Consider the following 17,477-nt stretch of genomic DNA (forward strand, 5'->3'; position numbering starts at 1 on the left):
GATTGCCCCTCTTTCTCTACAAGAGGGCTGAGCTTGGAAGGGGGGTCAGGGGAGGGGGGACTCGCCGCCGGGGTAGGCGAAGGAGGAGCGGGGGGAGTAGAAGCCCCAGGTGATTTCGAGGGGGTTGGCGGGGCGGAGGGCCCAGGTGGAGTGGTTGGGGTTCAGAAATTCCAGGGACTCGATCTCGAACGGGTCGACCGGCTCGGCGATGAACGGGTAGATGCCGCTCGTCCGCTGACCGTCGACGTCGGTGATGTACCGCAACTGTCCACGGTTGACGGCCTCGCCGGTCCGGCCGACCCGGGCCGTGGTCCGGATCACCGGCACACCGTCCGCCTCGGTGGTGGCGACCAGCCGCCGGCCCCTGACCTCGATCGTGGTCCGGCCCACGCTCGCCGGGGCGCCACGGGCGGCGGCGTACTCCCGGACCACGGGGCTGGAGTTGAGGTAGTGGGTCCACCACCGGCCGGGGGTCACCCCGTCGGGGGCGTCCAGCCCGGCCAGGTCCGGCCCGAGATAGGTGAGCGAGTAGGCGCCGAAACCCGAGGTCTGGCCCTCGTCGTCGACCACGTACTGGTTCATGAAAACCTGGCGGTTGGCCATCGGTTCCAGGCCCTTCGGCACCAGCGCCGCGACCGCGTCGGGGTCCGCCGGCAGCCAGCCGAAGTAGATCATCCGGCTGTTGACCACGAGCTGTGGTGCGACGATTGCGGGCGCGACATGATCGGTCACCGGGAGCCTCCGTACTGTGAACCGGCTCGGCCGCGACGCATCGTGTACGGCCGCGGCAAACCATGGGTAGTCGCGACGCTACGGCTTGTCCACAATGGAGGGCAACGACGGATAGGCGACAGTGGGACTACCCGGCCAGTCGCGCGGCCTCGTCCAGATAATGCGGTACGTCGGCCCGGTGGAACACCCGTTCGCTCGGCTCGATCCGGTTGACGAAGTCCGCGTACACCGCCGCGTTGCGCAGGGCGGCCAGCGGACGCAGCAGCCGTACCGCGGATTCCGGGTCGGAGTCCGGCCGGCTCGACCGCCACCGCTCGGCCCAGGAGCGGACCAGGGCGGTCGACTCGTCCGCCGTCAGGCCCTCGCTCAGACGCAGGATGTCGAAGGCGGGATGGCCGACGAAGGCGTCCCCCCAGTCGATCAGGACCCGTCGGCCGCCGTCGTACCGGACGTTGCCGGGGTGCAGGTCACCGTGGACGAGGGTGTCCGGCAGGCCGCACCCGGCGATTGCCGCGAGCCGGTGGTCGAGGTCGTCCAGGAGCCGTCGTACGCCGCTCAGGTCCGCCCCGCTCGCCACCAGTGTGTCGACCACCGTCCGGGTCAGTAGGGCTCCCCGCCGGTCGGGTACACCCCGATCGACCAGCGTTTGCGCGTACGGGATCGAGGCGAGTTGGATCCGGTGCTGGTCGGCCGCGATCGTGTCGCGTCCGGTGACGTCCACCCCGTACCAGTCGTCACCCGGCACGTGGTCGAGCAACATCCGCCCGTTGTGGTCGTCGGCGGCGAGCAGGGCCGGGGCGAGGTCGGGCGCCTCCCGGCCGAGCCAGCGCAGCACGGTCGACTCGTGCCGGAAGAACGGTGGCACCTGCTTTAGCCAGACCGGCGTACCGCTCCCTGCCGGCTCTTCCGGGTCCAGGCGCCAGATGGTGGAGAGGTTCCAGGCCCGCTGCTGGTGGCCGGTGAAGCCGCCCCGACCGAGCCGGGTCAGTTCGTCGGCCGCCCACCGGAGGCTCCGCGCCGGGCCACCCGGTTGCGCCCACGCGGCCCGCAACGGCTCCGGCGTCCGGATCGACGTCAGTACGGCCGGGTCGAGGGCGCTCAGATCGGCCAGTTTCGGTGCACTCGGGGCGAGTTGGGCCAGGTAACCGACCGCCCCGCCGTGCGGCACCGGCCGCTCGGTGTGCAACAACCGGAGCACGGTGACGTCCACCCCGTGGGCGGACCGGGCACCGGCCACGACGTCCGCGACCTCCTGCCACCAGGGCGCCGGTACGTCGTACGCCGGCAACACCCCCAGGGGTACGCCGTCTGCGTCGACCAGGACAAGGGTGACCGTACGGGACACGAGCCGGCACGCTACCCGCTCGGGCTCGGCCCGCACCATCGAGTTACATCCGGCCCGACACGGTGGCGGTAACCGGGACGAACCGGATTCGCCCTGCACACCTCGACGGTCTCCGTCCGGAGAACCGCGAAATTGCTGCCCCGGACCGGTTTCCGTGCCCTCGGATTGGCTAATCGGATGCCAGGTTGGCACGTTCGGCGCGTCGCGGGAGGGCCCCCTTCCCCGCGACGGGCGTGACCAACGCGTTCACCAGGACGTGGCGCCCGGTACGTCGGCGTGCCCGCACCGTCCGTTTCGAGCAGGGGACAGGGGAGGGACAGCACATGGCCAGCGAGGTTGTAGACAGCACACCGGACCAGCCCGATCAGGCGGTCGAAGGCGAACGGGGCGCCCTGGTCGCGGTGTTGGTGATGGTGGTGCTCGGTGTGGTGGGGATCTTCGCGGTCTCCGCCTGATCGCGAATCGCTGGTGTCCTCCGCCGCGACGGAGGACACCAGCGGCGTTGTCAGGAACTGGTGAGGACGACGAGTTGCCGGGTCGCGCGGGTCATCGCCACGTAGCGGTCCACCGCGCCCTCGATCCCCGTGCCGAAACCCTCCGGGTCGACGAGGACAACCAGGTCGAACTCCAGCCCCTTGGACAGTTCCGGGGTCAGCGACCGTACCCGGGACGTCGCCCGGAACGCGGGGTCGCCGATCACGCACGCGGTCCCTTCGCTGTGCTCGGCGAGCCACGCGTCGAGGATCGAACCCAGATCGGAAACCGTTCCGTGTACGACGGGGATGTTGTTGCCGCGGATCGACGTCGGCACGTTGGCGTCCGGCAGTACGGCCCGGATGACCGGCTCGGCCTCCGCCATCACCTCTTTCGGCGTCCGGTAGTTGATGCTCAGGGAGGCGAGGTTGATCCGGTCGATCCCCACCCGTTCGAGACGTTCCTGCCACGACTCCGGGAACCCGTGCCTGGTTTGGGCGCGGTCCCCGACGATGGTGAAGCTTCGGGACGGGCACCGCAGCAGCAGCATCTGCCACTGCGCGTCGGTGAGCTCCTGGGCCTCGTCCACGACGATGTGCGCGAACGGCCCGGCGAGCAGGTCCGGGTCGGTGTCGGCGAGTGCGGGCTCCTCGACCAGGGCGTCCTGCAGGTCCCGCCCGTGCAGCATGATCATTGCGCCCTCGTTGTCGTCCTCGGCCTCCAGCAGCTCCTCGACGACCCGTTCCACCTGCTCGCGTTTGGCGGCGAGAGCGGCGGTGTGTCGACGATGACGCCGTGACGCCTCCGGGTCGCCGAGGCGCTGGCGTGCCGCGTCCAGCAGTGGCAGGTCGGACACCGTCCACGCCTGAGCCTCCGCGCGCCGGAGCTTCCGGATGTCGTCGGCGCCGAGCCAGGGCGCACATTTGCGCAGGTACGCGGGTACCGACCACAGGTCCCCGACCAGGTCGGCCGCTTCGAGCAGCGGCCACGCGCGGTTGAAGGTGGCGAGCAGGTCCCGGTTGCTCCGCAGCGACCGGACGAGCAGGGCCTCCGGTTCGTCGCCGTCGTACCTGTCGACCAGGATCTCCAGCAGCTTCTCCCAGATCTGGTCCCGCGCCTCGTTGTGCGGCGTACCGGGATCGGGGGTTTCGAACGCCTCGGCCCAGTCGTCGGCGTCCAACCGGATGTCGGACCACTCGGTCGTAACCGTGATCGGTTTCGTCGGCGGCTCCTCGTAGAACCTCACCGCCGCCTCGATCGCCCGTACCAGGTTCGCGGACGACTTCAGCAGTGCCACCTCCGGGTCGGCCTCGATCACCGCCGTGGCCCCCTCGGCGACGAAGTCCCGCAGGGTGCAGGTCTGCACGTCGTCCTCGCCGAGGCTGGGCAGTACGTCGGCGACGTAGGCCAGGTACGGCTGGTGCGGGCCGACGAACAGCACGCCACCGCGCCGGTGACCGAGCCGGGGGTCGGAGTAGAGCAGGTACGCGGTCCGGTGCAGCGCGACGACCGTCTTGCCCGTACCCGGACCGCCGTCGACCACCAGGGCGCCGCGCGATCCCGCCCGGATGATGGCGTCCTGGTCGGCCTGGATCGTGCCGAGCACGTCCCGCATCCTGGCTGACCGGTTGCTGCCCAGGCTGGCGATGAACGCGGACTGGTCGTCGAGCGCGGCGTGCCCCTCCCACCCGTCGGGATTGAACACCTCGTCCCAGTAGTCGGTGATCCGGCCCCGGGTCCAGCGGTACCGGCGGCGACTCGTCAAACCCATCGGGTTGGCGTGGGTCGCGCCGAAGAACGGCTCGGCGGCCGGGGAGCGCCAGTCCAGGAGCAGTCGCCGACCCGCGCTGTCGGTGAGGGCGAGTCGTCCGACGTACACGGGCTCGGGGTCGTCCGCGTCGACCATGTGTCCGAGGCACAGGTCCGAGCCGTAACGGCGCAGGGTACGCAGCCGAGCCGTCAGCCGGTGGATCTCCTGGTCCCGGTCCATCGCGGCCTGCCCGACACCGCCGGGCGCCCTGCGTTCGGCGTCGAGGCGTTCGGTCAGGTCGGTGATCGTCCGGTCGAGGCTCTCCGTGATGGCCGCGAAGTGCCGCTCGTCGCGGGCGATCAGCGTCGGGTCCGCCTTGGCGGACATCCGGTCCGGAAGGTCGAAGACGCTCTCGGTCACCAGGTTCACGGCATCCCCATTTCCGCAGGTACTGAGCTCGACCAGCGATTCTGCGGCAGACCCGGGGTCTTGCCGCAAGCCCCGGGGTGCGGTATACGTTAGGAGTGGAAGGAGTGGTTATGCCTCTTTCCTTCACTCGCCCCGGACGGGGCTGACTCCCACCACGGTCAGGTCGAGCAGCCGGCCCGCCTCGGTGGCGGGGTCGGGGTGGTTCTCCGTGGCCAGGGCGATGCCGGTGATGAGCGCGAGTAGGTCGGTGATGCTCACGCCGGGTGTCAGTACGCCGTCGTCCGCGGCGCGGCGGACCAGTGGTGCGCCCGCCTCGGTAAGCTGTGCCGTGGCGCAGTGGGTGTGTTCCACACCGGGGTCGGCCACCCGGTCGCGGGTCAGGGCGATAGCCAGCCCTCGGATGGTTGCCGCGTCTGCGGTGACGGCACCCAACCACTCCAGCAGCGCCGCCCGAGTGTCGGCCGCATCGGTCAGATCGTGGGCGCGGGTGCACAGGAGCTCGATCCGTTCGCGGAAGACCGCCTCCAGCAGTGCGTGGCGGGTGGGAAAGTGCCGGCGGACGGTGGCCGATCCGACTCCCGCCAGACGGGCGATCTGCTCCAGGGACGCGTCCGCGCCGTACGCGGCGATCTCCTCCTCGGCCACCGCGAGCAGGCGCGCGTAGTTGCGCCGGGCGTCCGCGCGCTGGACGGGCATGGCTTCACCTCGGGGTTGCTAAGTGGCGGGGTCCTCCGTATCGTAGCCAAGCGTAAACGGCGGACCCCGCCGTTTCGTGAACGCGCACCTCAGGAGGAGCCTCATGGCTACCGAATCCGCCCCCGTCCTGGTCGCCGGCGCCACCGGACAACAGGGTGGCGCCACCGCCCGCGCCCTGCTCGCGGCGGGCGTTCCCGTCTGGGCACTGGTCCGCGACCCCGCAACGGAGCGAGCGAAGGCCGTCGAAGCTCTCGGCGCCGAACTGGTCACCGGCGACCTCGACGACCGTGACTCCCTGGTCCGGGCCGCACAGGGAGCCCGAGCCGTCTTCTCCGTGCAGATGCCCCGGATGACAGAGGACGGTCTCGACTTCGACGGCGAGCTGACCCAGGCCGCCAACCTGATCGGGGCCGCGCTTGCCGCCGGTGTGCCGCAGTTCGTGCACACGTCCGTCTCCGGCGCCGGGCAGCACACCGAGACCGCAGGCTGGGACGAAGGCCGATGGGCGTCCCTGGCGTCCTACTACGCCACCAAGGCCGGCATCCAGGACCGCGTACGCGACGCGGGCTTTTCACACTGGACGCTCATCAAGCCGGGCTGGTTCATGGAGAACTTCCTGCCGTCGGTCGCGTACCTGTTCCCCCGTGGTGTCGAGGGCGGCCTGGCTACCGTCCTCAAGCCCCAGACCCGGCTCTCCCTCGTCGCGGTCCGGGACATCGGCAGGGCAGCCGCCGCGGCCATCAACGAACCCGAACGGTTCAACGAGGTCGAACTGGAGTTGGCGAGCGACTACCTGACCATGACGGAGATCGCGAAGGTCCTCTCCGGTGCCCTGGGCACCGAGGTGGCCGTGCCCGACATGACCGAGGAGGAGGCGCTCGCCGCAGGAATGCCGGCGTGGGCCAGCGTCTCGCACGGGCGCATCAACGTGACCGGACAACCCGCCCGCCCGGAGTACGCACGGGCCCTCGGCATCCCACTCACCACGTTCGAGGAGTGGGCGAACGACCACCTGCGGCCCTGACGCTGCCCGAGGCCAGGGCCTCACGGAGCAGTGACAGCGCGTAGTCCCGCCGAAAGTGACCGCGCCGTTTCCCTCTACATACCCAACCGGGTACGTACATCGTCTTTGATGTACCACATTTTCGCGTCACCGCTCCGGGCGGGGGTCCCGAAGCGGTCCCAGCAGCCCGGACGCCCCCGTACCGGTGCGGTACGGGGGCGTCGGGCGCCGGGGGTTACGGGCGCGGGGTACGGCCGTCGGTGTGCGGGACCCGTGCGGCGGGGATGACCCCCAGGCGTCCGGCCTGGTAGTCCTCGAACGCCTTGACCAGTTCGTCGCGGGTGTTCATCACGAACGGGCCGTACTGCGCGACCGGTTCCCGGATCGGGAGGCCGCCCATGATGTAGAGGTCGAGCACCGGAGTGTTCGAGTCCTGCTGCTCGTCGGCGGCGAACCGCAGCGCCTCACCCGGCCCGTGGACCGCGAGCTGGCCGGTGTGCACCGGCCGGCGCTCGGTGCCGACGGTGCCCCGGCCGCCCAGCACGTACACCAGGGCGTTGAAGTCCGAACGCCAGGGCAGGTCGACCGAGGCGCCGGGCTGGACGGTCACGTGGGTGATGGTGATCGGGGTGAAGGTCGATCCCGGTCCCTGGTGGCCGTCGATCTCACCGGCGATGACCCGCAGCAGCGCACCGCCGTCCGGGGTGGTCAGCAGGGCCGACTCCTTGCCCCGGATGTCCTGGTAGCGCGGCGGGTTCATCTTGGCCGCCCGGGGCAGGTTGACCCAGAGCTGGAGGCCGTGGAAGAGGCCGCCGCTCATCACCAGGTGCTCCGGCGGTGCCTCGATGTGCAGCAGCCCGCTCCCGGCCGTCATCCACTGGGTGTCCCCGTCGGTGATGGTGCCGCCGCCACCGTTCGAGTCCTGGTGGTCGAAGATCCCGTCGATGATGTACGTGACCGTCTCGAACCCCCGGTGCGGGTGCCACGGGGTGCCCTTCGGCTCACCCGGCGCGTAGTCGACCTCGCCCATCTGGTCCAGGTGGATGAACGGGTCGAGTTCGGGCATCGGCACACCGGCGAACGCGCGCCGGACCGGGAAGCCCTCGCCCTCGAAGCCGCTCGGTGCGGTGATCACCCGGCGCACCTTCCGGTATTCGGTGGTCTGTTCGTCGAGTCGCGGCAGCCGCGGCAGGACCAGCACGTTTTCCACGGTGATCGCGGGCATCGTCGTCTCCTAGCTGGTGGTGAGGTCGGAGCTGGTGGGGGAGTCGGTGGCGGAGGGACGGGTGGGGGCCAGGCGCTCGCCGAGCCGCTCGAACACCCGGGTCAGGACGGTCAGCTCGTCCTCGCTCAGGTCGTCCATCAGGTGTTGGCGTACCGATGCCGCGTGCTGCGGGGCGGCCTGCTGGAGGGTGAGCAGGCCGGCGGCCGTCAGGACCGCCTCGCTGCCGCGCCGGTCGGCCGGACACGGCTGCCGGGTGACCAGGCCGCGCTTTTCCATGGTCGAGATCTGGTACGTCAGCCGGCTGGGCGAGAAGACCAGTTGCCCGGCCAGCTCGCCCATCCGCAGGCGCTGGCCGGGCGTCTCGGAGAGCAGGACCAGCACCTGGTATTCGGCGAGGCTCAGCTCGCTCGTCGCGCGCAACTCGTCCTCGAGCTGGTTGAACAACCGCTGGCTCGACTCGATGTACGCGCGCCAGCAGGCGAGCTGGGCGCTGTTCAAACTCTGTGTCACGTACGGAACAGTAGCACTCTTTCAAATTAGAAACAAACATGCTGCTCGGGCCGCGATCATGGTGTTCAGCTCGGGTAGGCATGTCCTACGGGTTTGAAGGGATCGCCATCGTCGGCGCGTTCGGAAGGGAAATCGGGGGCGCTGCCCGGTCCGGGATGCGAGACTGCACGACCGTGGAACCTGTGCAGATATCCGTACCCGGTCTGTTGCTGCGCCCGTGGCAGTTGGAGGACGCGCCCGAGGTCCTGGCGGCCATGCGTGAACCGGCGATCGCCCAGTGGAACGCCGCGCCGAGCGCGGCGGCCGGGCTCGAAGGCGCGCGGGAGTGGGTCCGGCGCCGGGCCGACTGGTCCAGCGGGGACCACGCCTCGTTCGCGGTGGCGGATCCGGCGTCCGGGGCGCTGGTCGGCTCGGTCTCGCTGCACCGGATCCACGACGGGGACGGCTCGATCGGCTACTGGACGCTCGCCCCGGTCCGGGGACGGGGTCTGGCGGCCCTGGCGGTCGGCACGGTGACCGGCTGGGCGTTCCAGCAGCTCGGGCTGCACCGGATCGAGCTGTGTCACGCGGTGGCGAACACCGCTTCCTGCCGGGTGGCCGAGAAGGCTGGCTACCCGCTGGAGGGGACCCTGCGCGAGTCGTACCGGTACGGCGACCAGCAGCGTTACGACGAACACATCCACGGCCGGTTGGCCACGGACGGCTGACCCCGGCGCCGGTCGCGGGCTACCGTGGGCGGGGTGGACGAACTTGATCTCAGCGACTGGCGCGAGCGGGTGGCCCGGCTCTACCTCTCCGACCTGGACCTGACCGGCTTCCGGGCCGCTCGGGATGAACTGTTCGCCCGGCACCCGCAGTCGCCCATTCCGCCCGACGAGCGGCCGGCGTTCACCGGCGTGCGGTACTTCCCCGAGAATCCCGAGGCTGTGGTCGAGGTCGCGGTCCGGCCGGCGGAGGGCACCCTGCGGATCGACACCGGCGGGCCCGACGGGGTCGTGCAGTACCGCCGGGTCGGGGTCGCGCAGACGCCGTGGGGTCCGCTGACCCTCTGGTGGATCGAGGCGTACGGCGGCGGCCTGTTCCTGCCCTTCCGCGACGGCACCTGCGGCCCGGAGTCGTACGGCGGTGGCCGCTACCTGACCGACACGGTCAAGGGCACCTTCGGCCGTGGACTCACGGTGCTGGCCGAGGACCGCGTCCGTCTCGACTTCAACTACGCGTACAACCCGAGCTGTGCCTACGACGACCGCTGGGCCTGCCCCTTGGCCCCGATCGAGAACCGGGTGACCGCCCCGATCGACGCGGGCGAACTGAAGTACCGGTAGCGCCGAAAGGGCCCCAGGTCACCGCTCCCGGAAGGTGACGAGGGGCCCCGGTTCCGACGGGTCAGCCGGGAGCGGGTTGCCAGTTCATCCGGCTCAGCACCTGGCGGGCCTGGTCGGCGAGGTCCGCGTCGACGGTGACCGCGTACTCGCGGGCGCGGAGGGTGGCCGCCGAGGTGAAGTCGCGGCGTCCCCCGGTGCTCGCGTGCGCGATGGCGCCGAAGATCGCTCCCCAGGCGGCACCGATCAGCAGACCGGCGACGATCACGGCCCACCAGTTGCCGACGGTGAAGATGCCGAACAACAGCCCGATGAACAGCCCGAACCACGCACCGGTGGCCAGACCGGCCAGGGCGGCCCGTGCGGTGGTCAGCCGCCCCAGCACCGTCTCCACCAAAGCGAGGTTGGTACCGATGATCGCCGTACGTTCCACCGGGAACCGGTTGTCGGCGAGGAAGTCGACCGCCTGTTGCGCCCCGGAGTAGTCGGGATACGACGCCATGGTCACGCTCGGGCGGAGGTTGTCGGCACCGCCGGCGCCGGGCATCCCCACTCCGCCGGCTGGACCGGGTGGCAGGTTGGAGCCACCACCGAGCAGGCCCGGTATCGCTGCCCGCCCACTGGAGGACATGGGTGTGGTCATCAGCTGCCTCCTTCGTCAACGCCACGGTTTCCCGCCCCGGTTCGGCGCTAACGCGTAGCGGCCGGCCGATGGGGCGGCCCCGACGGTCGTTCCGTCCCTGGCGTCCCGTCACCACGCGGAGGAGCCCTGCGCCCGATTACGCGGCGCAGGGCTCCGTTCCAGCTGGGTGGGGGTCAGCTGGTGCAGGCGGTGCCGTTGAGGTTGAAGGCGGTCGGTGCGGGCAGGGTGCCGGTGTAGGTGCCCTGGAAGCCGACACTGGCGGTGCCACCGGCCGGCAGGCTGCCGTTCCAGGCCGCGTTGCGGACGGTGAGCTGGCTGCCCGACTGGCTCCAGGTGCCGTTCCACCCGTTGCTGAGCCGGACGGTGGAGCCGACGGTGAAGGTGAGTGTCCAGCCGTTGACCGAGGTGCTGCCGTTGGTCAGCCGGACGTCGGCGGTGAACCCGCCGCTCCACACGTTGGGCACGTAGGCGACCTGGCAGCCGCCGGCCGGCGGGGTGGTGGGTGGCGGGGTGGTCGCCGGGGGAGTGGTGGCCGGCGGCGTGGTCGCGGGCGGGGTGGTGGGCGGTGGGGTGGTTGCCGGTGGGGTGGTCGGCGGGCGGGTGGTGGGCGGGGTGGTCGGAACCGGCCCGGCCGCGATCGCCAGGTCGTACGCCCGCTGCGGGACGAACTGTCCGGCGCCGGCGATGCAGCCGTCCGCCTCGCCCGGCAGTTTGATCCACAGTAGGGCGTCGACCGCCGCGTCACCGGTGTTGTTGGTGCTGGCGGTGCCGATCGCCCGTCCGGGCGGGTCGCACCACTCACCGCCGGCCGGTCCGTTGCCGTTGCGGCTGGTGTCCACCACGATCTTCAACCGGGAGATCCCGGTGGCCGCGATGACGTTCTTGCCGTACGCGACGGATTCGGCGGTGGTGCGGTAGTTGGAGACGTTGATCGAGATGCCGTCGGCGCTGTTGGCGATGTCCGCGCCGACCAGCCGGTTGGCCATCTCGGCGGGGGCGAGCCAGGCCGAGTGGGCCGCGTCGAAGTAGACCTTCGCCTGGGCCGAGGCCGCCTTGAGCTGCTTGCCGGCGTACGCCATGGAGGCCCTGGTCTCGGCCTGCTGGGCGGCGTTCTGGCAGCTGCTCATCTGGGCGAGCACGTCCGGCTCCAGGATGATGCTGGCCGGGCGCCCGGCCAGACCGAGCGCGACCTGGTCCACCCACTGCCGGTAGGCGGTGTGGTTGGGGGCTCCGCCGCTGCTGGCACCACTGCAGTCCCGGTTCGGAATGTTGTAGACGACCAGGATCGGGATCTTGCCGGCGGCAGCGGCGGCACCGACGAACGAGTCCACCTGTCCGCGTACGGTGGTCGGGTTGTGGGTGGCGAACCAGCGACCCTGCGGCACGCTGGCGATCCGGTCGCGGATGACGGCGGCGCGCGAGTCGCCGGGGTTGGCGGCGGTCCAGACGGCGGCGCTGGTGGCCGGGTCGACATAGAAGACGGAGTCGGCCGCGGCGGCGGTGCCGGGGTGCATCAGGTCGAGGCCGACCACGGTGGCGACGGCGAGCGTCAGCGCGGCGGTGGTGCTGGCCCCGGCCGCGGTGAGCGCTGATCGTCTGCGCATGCGGGTTCCTTTCCGGTAGCGAATGAAATCGAGAGCCGTGGATGGAAGCGCTCCCACGGATATCGACCACCGTACCGGCGGTGTAACGCCCATGTGAAGACCCCGTGTCCGAACACAACGACATTGACGGATGTTCTGCCCGTGTTCCCCGCGTCCGGATCGCCCCTGGTTGTTCGACTTCTGTCGATGGAGCGCCAACTTTTGGTTACAGGGCGGAAACTTCTGGGCTATCGCAGTGAAAGACGCTAATGTCTGCTCACCGCGGTGTCTCCTCCGGTCGGCGGGAGCGGCACCGAGATCGTCCTGACGTACGTGGAGGTCTCGTGCTACGCATTCCTCGCCGGCCACTGGTCGGCGCCATCGCTCTGTCCACAGTGCTCGGTCTGGGTGGTTGGACGGCTCCGGCCGGCGCGACGCCGGTCGCGGCACCCGCTCAGCGGGCGGCCGTCCAACCGGCGGTGAACGCAGTCGCGCAGGCGGCCCCGGTGGTCGCCGCCGCACCGCCGCCGACCACCGGGTTCGAGAAGGTCAAGCTCGACGGTGGCCTGTCCATGGGTGAGCCGATCGAACTGTCCGTGCTCCCCGACGGCAAGGTGCTCTACATCAACCGGGGCACCACCGCCGGCGGCGGCCAGGTACGCCTCTACAACCCCACCACCCGGGTCACCACCGTCGCGCTCACCGTGCAACTCGACGCCCGGTTCGAGGACGGCCTGATCGGGATCACCCTGCACCCCGGCTTCGCCACCAACCGGTGGGTCTACCTGTTCTACTCACCGAAGGTGACCCCGCTGGTCAACCGGATCTCCCGGTTCACCTTCAACACCACCACGAACGTCCTCGACCCGGCCAGCGAGGACATGCTCATCGAGTGGCCGACCGAGCGGGAACTCTGCTGCCACTCCGCCGGATCGATGAGCTGGGACAGCAACGGGAACCTGTACTTCGCCGTCGGTGACAACACCAACTCCGGCGGCGACAGCGCCGGGATGGCCCCGATCGACGAACGCACCTCCCGCAACGCCCAGTACGACGCCCAGCGCACCTCCGGCAACGCCAACGACCTGCGCGGGAAGATCAACCGGATCCACCCGGAGAACAACGGCACCTACACCGTCCCGAGCGGGAACCTCTTCCCCGCCGGGACCGCCGGGACCCGCCCCGAGGTGTACATCATGGGCACCCGGAACCCGTACCGGATCTGGGTCGACAAGCGCGCCGGCAACACCCTCTACTGGGGCGAGGTCGGCCCGGACGCCGGTGCCACCCTCGCCAACCGGGGACCGGCCGCGTACGACGAGTTCAACCGGGCCACCGGGCCGGGTAACTACGGCTGGCCGTACTGCGGTGGGCCGAACGTCGCATACAACGACTGGGACTTCGCGGCCAACGCACCACGCGGTTGGTTCCCCTGCGGCGGCACCACCGGACCGGTGAACAACTCGCCGCGCAACACCGGCATCCAGCAGTTGCCGCCGACCAAACCGGCGCTGGTCTGGGAACAGCACGGCGGTAGCCGGGAATGGCCCGCGCTGGACAACCCGGGCGGCTGCGGCTCGCCCAACCACACCGAGGTCTACCACTACGACCCGAACCTGGTCTCGGACGTGAAGTGGCCGCAGTACTACGACAACAAGCTCCTCATCTCCGAGTACTGCCGCAACTGGATCAAGGAGGTCCAGTTCAACAACGGGAACCCGTCGACCGGCACCCCGACGATCATCGAGCCGGTACTCGCCGGGATGAACCTGGTCCACCCGATCGACATGGAGTTCGGCCCCGACGGCTCGCTCTACCTGCTGGAGTACGGCAGCGGCTACTTCTCCGGCGCCGCCGACGCCGGCCTCTACAAAATCAACTACGTCCAGGGAGGCCGGTCACCGATCGCCCAGGCGAGCGCGAACCGGGACAACGGCCCGGCGCCGCTGGCGGTCACCTTCTCCAGCGCCGGCAGCTCCGACCCGGACGGCGACCCGATCACGTACGCCTGGGACTTCGACAACAACGGCACCACGGACTCGACCGCGGCGAACCCGTCGTACACGTACACCACCAACGGGGACAAGCGGGCCCGGCTCACGGTCAGCGACGGCACCGGCCGGTCCGCCACCACCCTGGTCCCGATCGTCGTCGGCAACAGCCGGCCGAGCGTGACCATCAACGCGATCCCGGCCGGCGGCATGTTCGACTGGGGACAGAACTTCACCGTCACCGCCTCCGCCACCGACCCGCAGGAGGGGGCGATCGACTGCTCCCGGGTCATCATCCGGGTCGCCCTCGGCCACCAGGACCACGCCCACGAGGAGGGTGAAGGGACCGGTTGCAGCGCCACCTTCAACACCGGCCCGGTGCACGCCGGCCCCGACTCGGTGCTCTTCTTCGTGGTCCGGGCCACCTACACCGACCAGGGTGCGACGGGTTCGGTGCCGCTGACCGGGGAACAGACGATCACGCTCTGGCCCAAGCAGTGGCAGGCCGAGCACTTCGTACAGCTGGGCGGTCCGCAGATCATCGACCAGGCCGCCGCCGAGGGCGGCAAGCGGCTCGGTGACATCCAGAACGGCGAGTGGGTCAAGCACCACGCGGTCAGCCTCAAGGGCATCAACTCGGTCAAGGCGCGGGTCAGCAACGGCAGCGGCGCGACCGGCACGATCTCCTTCCGGTACGACTCCACCACCGGGACCGAGGTGGCTCGGGTGACCGTGCCGAACACCGGCGGGTGGGACAACTACACCGAGGTCACCGCCCCGGTGACCCGCCCCAACGACGGGACCCACGACCTGTTCCTGGTCTTCACCGGGGGCGGTGGGGCGATCCTGGACATCGACAGCTACACCTTCGTCGGACCGGGCATCGGCACCGGCGGACCCACCGGTCCCCGGACCGGTGCGATCAAGGCGCTGAACAAGTGCATCGACATCAACGCCAGCGGCACCGCCGACGGGACCCGGGTCCAGACCTGGGACTGCAACGGTGCGACCAACCAGACCTGGACGGTCGGCACCGACGGCACCATCCGGGGACTCGGCAAGTGCCTGGACGTACAGGCCAGCGGTCTGGTCAACGGGACGAAGATCCACCTCTGGACCTGCAACAGCAGCGGCGCCCAGCAGTGGACGGTCCAGGCCGACGGCAGCCTGCGCAACCCGCAGTCCGGCCGCTGCCTGGACATCCCCGGCTCCAGCCTCACCAACGGGGTCCAGTTGCAGATCTACGACTGCAACGGCACCGGCGCCCAGCGCTGGACGCTCCCGTGACCCACTGAGTAGCCACCACCCGAGCAAGCCGGGCTGGTGTCCGTCAACCACGGACACGGACACCAGCCCGGCGCCCCCCCTCCCACCCCGCCCCCAAGATCAGCACTCTTGTAGAGAAAGAGGGGCCAATCCGTCGCGGATAGCCACTCTTTCTCTACAAGAGTGGCGAGGGCTGGGGTGGTGGGAGGTGGTGGTGCAGGATCACCGGCTCGTGGCGTATCGGGAAGTTGACCGAGTTGGCGATGAAACACTGCCGGTTGGCCTCCCGGTGCAGCTCCCGCGCCCGGTCGACCTGGTCGGCGGCGGCCACCGTGACACGGGGCCGGAGCACCACCTCGGTGAAGTGCCCACCCCCGCCCGAGGTACGGGTGAGGACCCCCTCCGGCTGGTCCACGTAAGCGGTGACCACCACCCCCGCCACCGCACAGACGTGCAGGTACGCCAGCAGGTGGCACTGGGACAGCGCGGCGACCAGCAACTGTTCGGGATTCCACCGGTCGGCCTCGCCACGGAAGGTCGGATCGGCCGAACCGAGCAGCGGCGGCAGACCCGACCCGGTCACCTCGTGGGACCGGCCGTACGCGCGGTAGTCGGCGGTGCCGCTGCCCCGGTCCCCGGTCCAGGTGAGCGTCAGCGGGTAGCGGTGCGATGTTCTGGGCACGATCACTCCTTCGGCCGAGAGACGGCTATCCGATCTCCGCGTGCGGGAGCCGAACGGCCGCGCGTAGGGTGCCAACCGGAGGTGCGGACAACGGGGGGTGCGCGTGGGCCGGTGGTACGACAGATGACCATTGTGCCGCGCGCCGTGTCCCGATCCGGTGCCCTGCGCCACGAAGCCCTCTTCTACCGCGACGACGACGACTACGTCACCGGCGTACGGACGTTCGTCGAGGCCGGGCTGGCCGCCGCCGAGCCGGTCCTGGTCGTCGTTCCGGAATCCCGACACGAGGCGCTGCGCCGGGCGGTCGAGGCGATCGCTGTCCCGCGCCACGCGGTCGAGGTGCCGCGCGAGGCGGGCGACGGCGACAAGCCCGAGGTGCGGTACGTCGACATGGCGACCGCCGGGCGCAATCCGGGCTGGATCATCCCCGGCATCCTGCACGCCTTCCTCGCCGAGCACCCGACCACCCGGGTACGGATCGTCGTCGAGCCGATCTGGCCGGGCCGGGCAGCGGTCGCGTACCCCCGCTGTGTGCAGCACGAGGCGCTGGTGAACCTGGCCCTGGGCGACGAGCCGGCCAGCATCCTGTGCCCGTACGACGCGGTCGCGCTGAACGCCGACGTGATCGCGGACGCGGCCAGCACCCATCCGGTGCTGATCCGGGCCGGTGTACCCCAGGGCAGCGCCGGTTACGGCAGCCCCGAGGCGGTGGTCGACGCATTCAACCGGCCGTTGTCCGAGCCGCCGCTGACCCCGTCGACCCTGCTGTTCGACCGGGCCGGGATGGCCGGGATGCGGGCCCTGGTCGCCGCGCTCGCCGGTGAGGCCGGTCTCGCCCCGGACCGGGTCGCCGACCTGCGGCTCGCCACGAACGAGATCGCCACCAACGCGGTCGTGCACGGCGGTGAACCGGCGGTCCTGCGGGTCTGGGCCGAGCCGACCGGCATGGTCTGCGAGGTCATCGGCACCAGCGTGCTGACCAACCGGCTCGCCGGTCTCCTGCCCGCGGCGCCCACCAGCGAACAGGGGCGGGGCCTGCTGCTGGTCAACCACCTCTGCGACCTGGTCCACGTGCACACCACCGACGAGTCGACCACCGTACGCCTGCACATGCACTGGTGACCGGGCGTCGGTGTCCCGCCGACGTCCTAGCCGAGGGCGGCCACCGGCGAGTCGGACAGGCCCGCCAGCAGGGCCGCCGGGTCGTCGAAGATGGCCGCCGCGCCGGCCCCGGCGAGTTCGCTGCGCCCGGTCCCGCCGCAGGTCAACGCGATGCACGGGATGTCGAGGTCACCGGCGGCGGCGACGTCCCAGACCGAGTCGCCGACGAAGACCACCCGGCTGCGGTCCAGCCCGGCCCGATCCAGGGCCGCCGCCAACAGATCGGGACCCGACCCCCGCACGTCGGGGTCGGTGACCGAGGTGATGCCGTCGATCACGTCGTCGGCGAGCAGGGCGGCGCGTAGCGCGGCCAGCTCACGTTCGGTCGCCGACGTGGCCAGCACCACCCGTAGCCCACGCGCGGAACAGGCCCGGAGGAGTTCCGCCGCGCCGGGCAGGGGACGCAGCCGGTCCCAGAACTCGGCGAAGAGGCTGTCGTGGCCGTACCGGATCCGCTCGTCGGCGTCCCGGTCGCGTTCCGGGCCGAGCAGGTGTTGCAGCAACCGCTCGGAGCCCATACCGAGGGCGCGGTGGATGGCCGCCATCGGGATCTCCTGGTCGGCCTGGCGCAGTGCCTCCCACCAGCTCACGGTGTGCAGGTAGGCGGTGTCGACGAGCGTGCCGTCAACGTCGAACAACACCCCTGCGGGTCTGTCGATCTCCAT

At 70.5% G+C, this 17,477-nt stretch carries 16 protein-coding genes; 6 read left to right on the forward strand and 10 right to left on the reverse strand.

What is annotated here, in order from left to right; all coding sequences use genetic code 11:
- Nucleotides 1-45 precede the first annotated feature (45 nt).
- On the reverse strand, nucleotides 46-732 hold the full coding sequence (locus tag ACWEFB_RS14900; RefSeq protein WP_452285715.1) for a hypothetical protein: 687 nt from the start codon (nucleotides 730-732) through the stop codon (nucleotides 46-48).
- 127 nt (nucleotides 733-859) lie between these two features.
- Nucleotides 860-2,077, reverse strand: a complete 1,218-nt coding sequence (locus ACWEFB_RS14905) for a phosphotransferase (RefSeq protein ID WP_452285717.1) — start codon at nucleotides 2,075-2,077, stop codon at nucleotides 860-862.
- Between the two features lie 323 nt (nucleotides 2,078-2,400).
- Between ACWEFB_RS14905 and ACWEFB_RS14910 the strand changes: the two genes are divergently transcribed.
- On the forward strand, nucleotides 2,401-2,532 hold the full coding sequence (locus tag ACWEFB_RS14910) for a hypothetical protein (protein ID WP_363597848.1): 132 nt from the start codon (nucleotides 2,401-2,403) through the stop codon (nucleotides 2,530-2,532).
- Between the two features lie 50 nt (nucleotides 2,533-2,582).
- On the opposite strand, the gene helR is transcribed toward ACWEFB_RS14910, so the two are convergent.
- Both helR and ACWEFB_RS14920 read right to left on the reverse strand, forming a co-directional pair.
- Entirely contained in the window at nucleotides 2,583-4,721 is a 2,139-nt protein-coding gene (gene helR / locus ACWEFB_RS14915; RefSeq protein WP_452286043.1) for an RNA polymerase recycling motor ATPase HelR, read from the reverse strand.
- 132 nt (nucleotides 4,722-4,853) lie between these two features.
- On the reverse strand, nucleotides 4,854-5,426 hold the full coding sequence (locus tag ACWEFB_RS14920) for a TetR/AcrR family transcriptional regulator (RefSeq protein ID WP_452285719.1): 573 nt from the start codon (nucleotides 5,424-5,426) through the stop codon (nucleotides 4,854-4,856).
- Between the two features lie 103 nt (nucleotides 5,427-5,529).
- Between ACWEFB_RS14920 and ACWEFB_RS14925 the strand changes: the two genes are divergently transcribed.
- Nucleotides 5,530-6,450, forward strand: a complete 921-nt coding sequence (locus ACWEFB_RS14925; protein ID WP_452285721.1) for an NmrA family NAD(P)-binding protein — start codon at nucleotides 5,530-5,532, stop codon at nucleotides 6,448-6,450.
- A gap of 214 nt (nucleotides 6,451-6,664) precedes the next feature.
- Here the strand turns inward: ACWEFB_RS14925 and ACWEFB_RS14930 are convergent, their stop codons facing one another.
- Together ACWEFB_RS14930 and ACWEFB_RS14935 are read right to left on the reverse strand one after the other, a co-directional pair.
- Nucleotides 6,665-7,654 (reverse strand): pirin family protein, encoded by a 990-nt coding sequence (locus tag ACWEFB_RS14930; protein ID WP_326559598.1) that lies wholly within the window; start codon nucleotides 7,652-7,654, stop codon nucleotides 6,665-6,667.
- 9 nt (nucleotides 7,655-7,663) lie between these two features.
- Nucleotides 7,664-8,164, reverse strand: a complete 501-nt coding sequence (locus ACWEFB_RS14935; protein WP_452285723.1) for a MarR family winged helix-turn-helix transcriptional regulator — start codon at nucleotides 8,162-8,164, stop codon at nucleotides 7,664-7,666.
- A gap of 182 nt (nucleotides 8,165-8,346) precedes the next feature.
- On the opposite strand from ACWEFB_RS14935, the gene ACWEFB_RS14940 reads away from it, so the two are divergent.
- Both ACWEFB_RS14940 and ACWEFB_RS14945 read left to right on the forward strand, forming a co-directional pair.
- Entirely contained in the window at nucleotides 8,347-8,871 is a 525-nt protein-coding gene (locus ACWEFB_RS14940; protein ID WP_452285725.1) for a GNAT family N-acetyltransferase, read from the forward strand.
- A gap of 33 nt (nucleotides 8,872-8,904) precedes the next feature.
- Entirely contained in the window at nucleotides 8,905-9,489 is a 585-nt protein-coding gene (locus ACWEFB_RS14945) for a DUF1684 domain-containing protein (protein WP_452285727.1), read from the forward strand.
- A gap of 61 nt (nucleotides 9,490-9,550) precedes the next feature.
- Here ACWEFB_RS14945 and ACWEFB_RS14950 read toward each other — a convergent pair whose 3' ends face one another.
- Nucleotides 9,551-10,129 (reverse strand): general stress protein, encoded by a 579-nt coding sequence (locus tag ACWEFB_RS14950; RefSeq protein WP_326559594.1) that lies wholly within the window; start codon nucleotides 10,127-10,129, stop codon nucleotides 9,551-9,553.
- A gap of 173 nt (nucleotides 10,130-10,302) precedes the next feature.
- Entirely contained in the window at nucleotides 10,303-11,733 is a 1,431-nt protein-coding gene (locus ACWEFB_RS14955; RefSeq protein WP_452285729.1) for a glycoside hydrolase family 6 protein, read from the reverse strand.
- 323 nt (nucleotides 11,734-12,056) lie between these two features.
- Between ACWEFB_RS14955 and ACWEFB_RS14960 the strand changes: the two genes are divergently transcribed.
- Nucleotides 12,057-14,990, forward strand: a complete 2,934-nt coding sequence (locus ACWEFB_RS14960) for a carbohydrate-binding protein (RefSeq protein ID WP_452285731.1) — start codon at nucleotides 12,057-12,059, stop codon at nucleotides 14,988-14,990.
- Nucleotides 14,991-15,144: 154 nt separating this feature from the next.
- Here ACWEFB_RS14960 and ACWEFB_RS14965 read toward each other — a convergent pair whose 3' ends face one another.
- Entirely contained in the window at nucleotides 15,145-15,651 is a 507-nt protein-coding gene (locus tag ACWEFB_RS14965) for an OsmC family protein (protein ID WP_452285733.1), read from the reverse strand.
- Nucleotides 15,652-15,774: 123 nt separating this feature from the next.
- Between ACWEFB_RS14965 and ACWEFB_RS14970 the strand changes: the two genes are divergently transcribed.
- Nucleotides 15,775-16,773: an anti-sigma factor RsbA family regulatory protein gene (locus ACWEFB_RS14970; RefSeq protein WP_452285735.1), complete on the forward strand. Its 999-nt coding sequence runs from the start codon at nucleotides 15,775-15,777 to the stop codon at nucleotides 16,771-16,773.
- Nucleotides 16,774-16,799: 26 nt separating this feature from the next.
- On the opposite strand, the gene ACWEFB_RS14975 is transcribed toward ACWEFB_RS14970, so the two are convergent.
- Nucleotides 16,800-17,477 (reverse strand): HAD family hydrolase, encoded by a 678-nt coding sequence (locus ACWEFB_RS14975; RefSeq protein ID WP_452285737.1) that lies wholly within the window; start codon nucleotides 17,475-17,477, stop codon nucleotides 16,800-16,802.

The sequence above is a fragment of the Micromonospora sp. NPDC004704 genome (assembly GCF_053601675.1).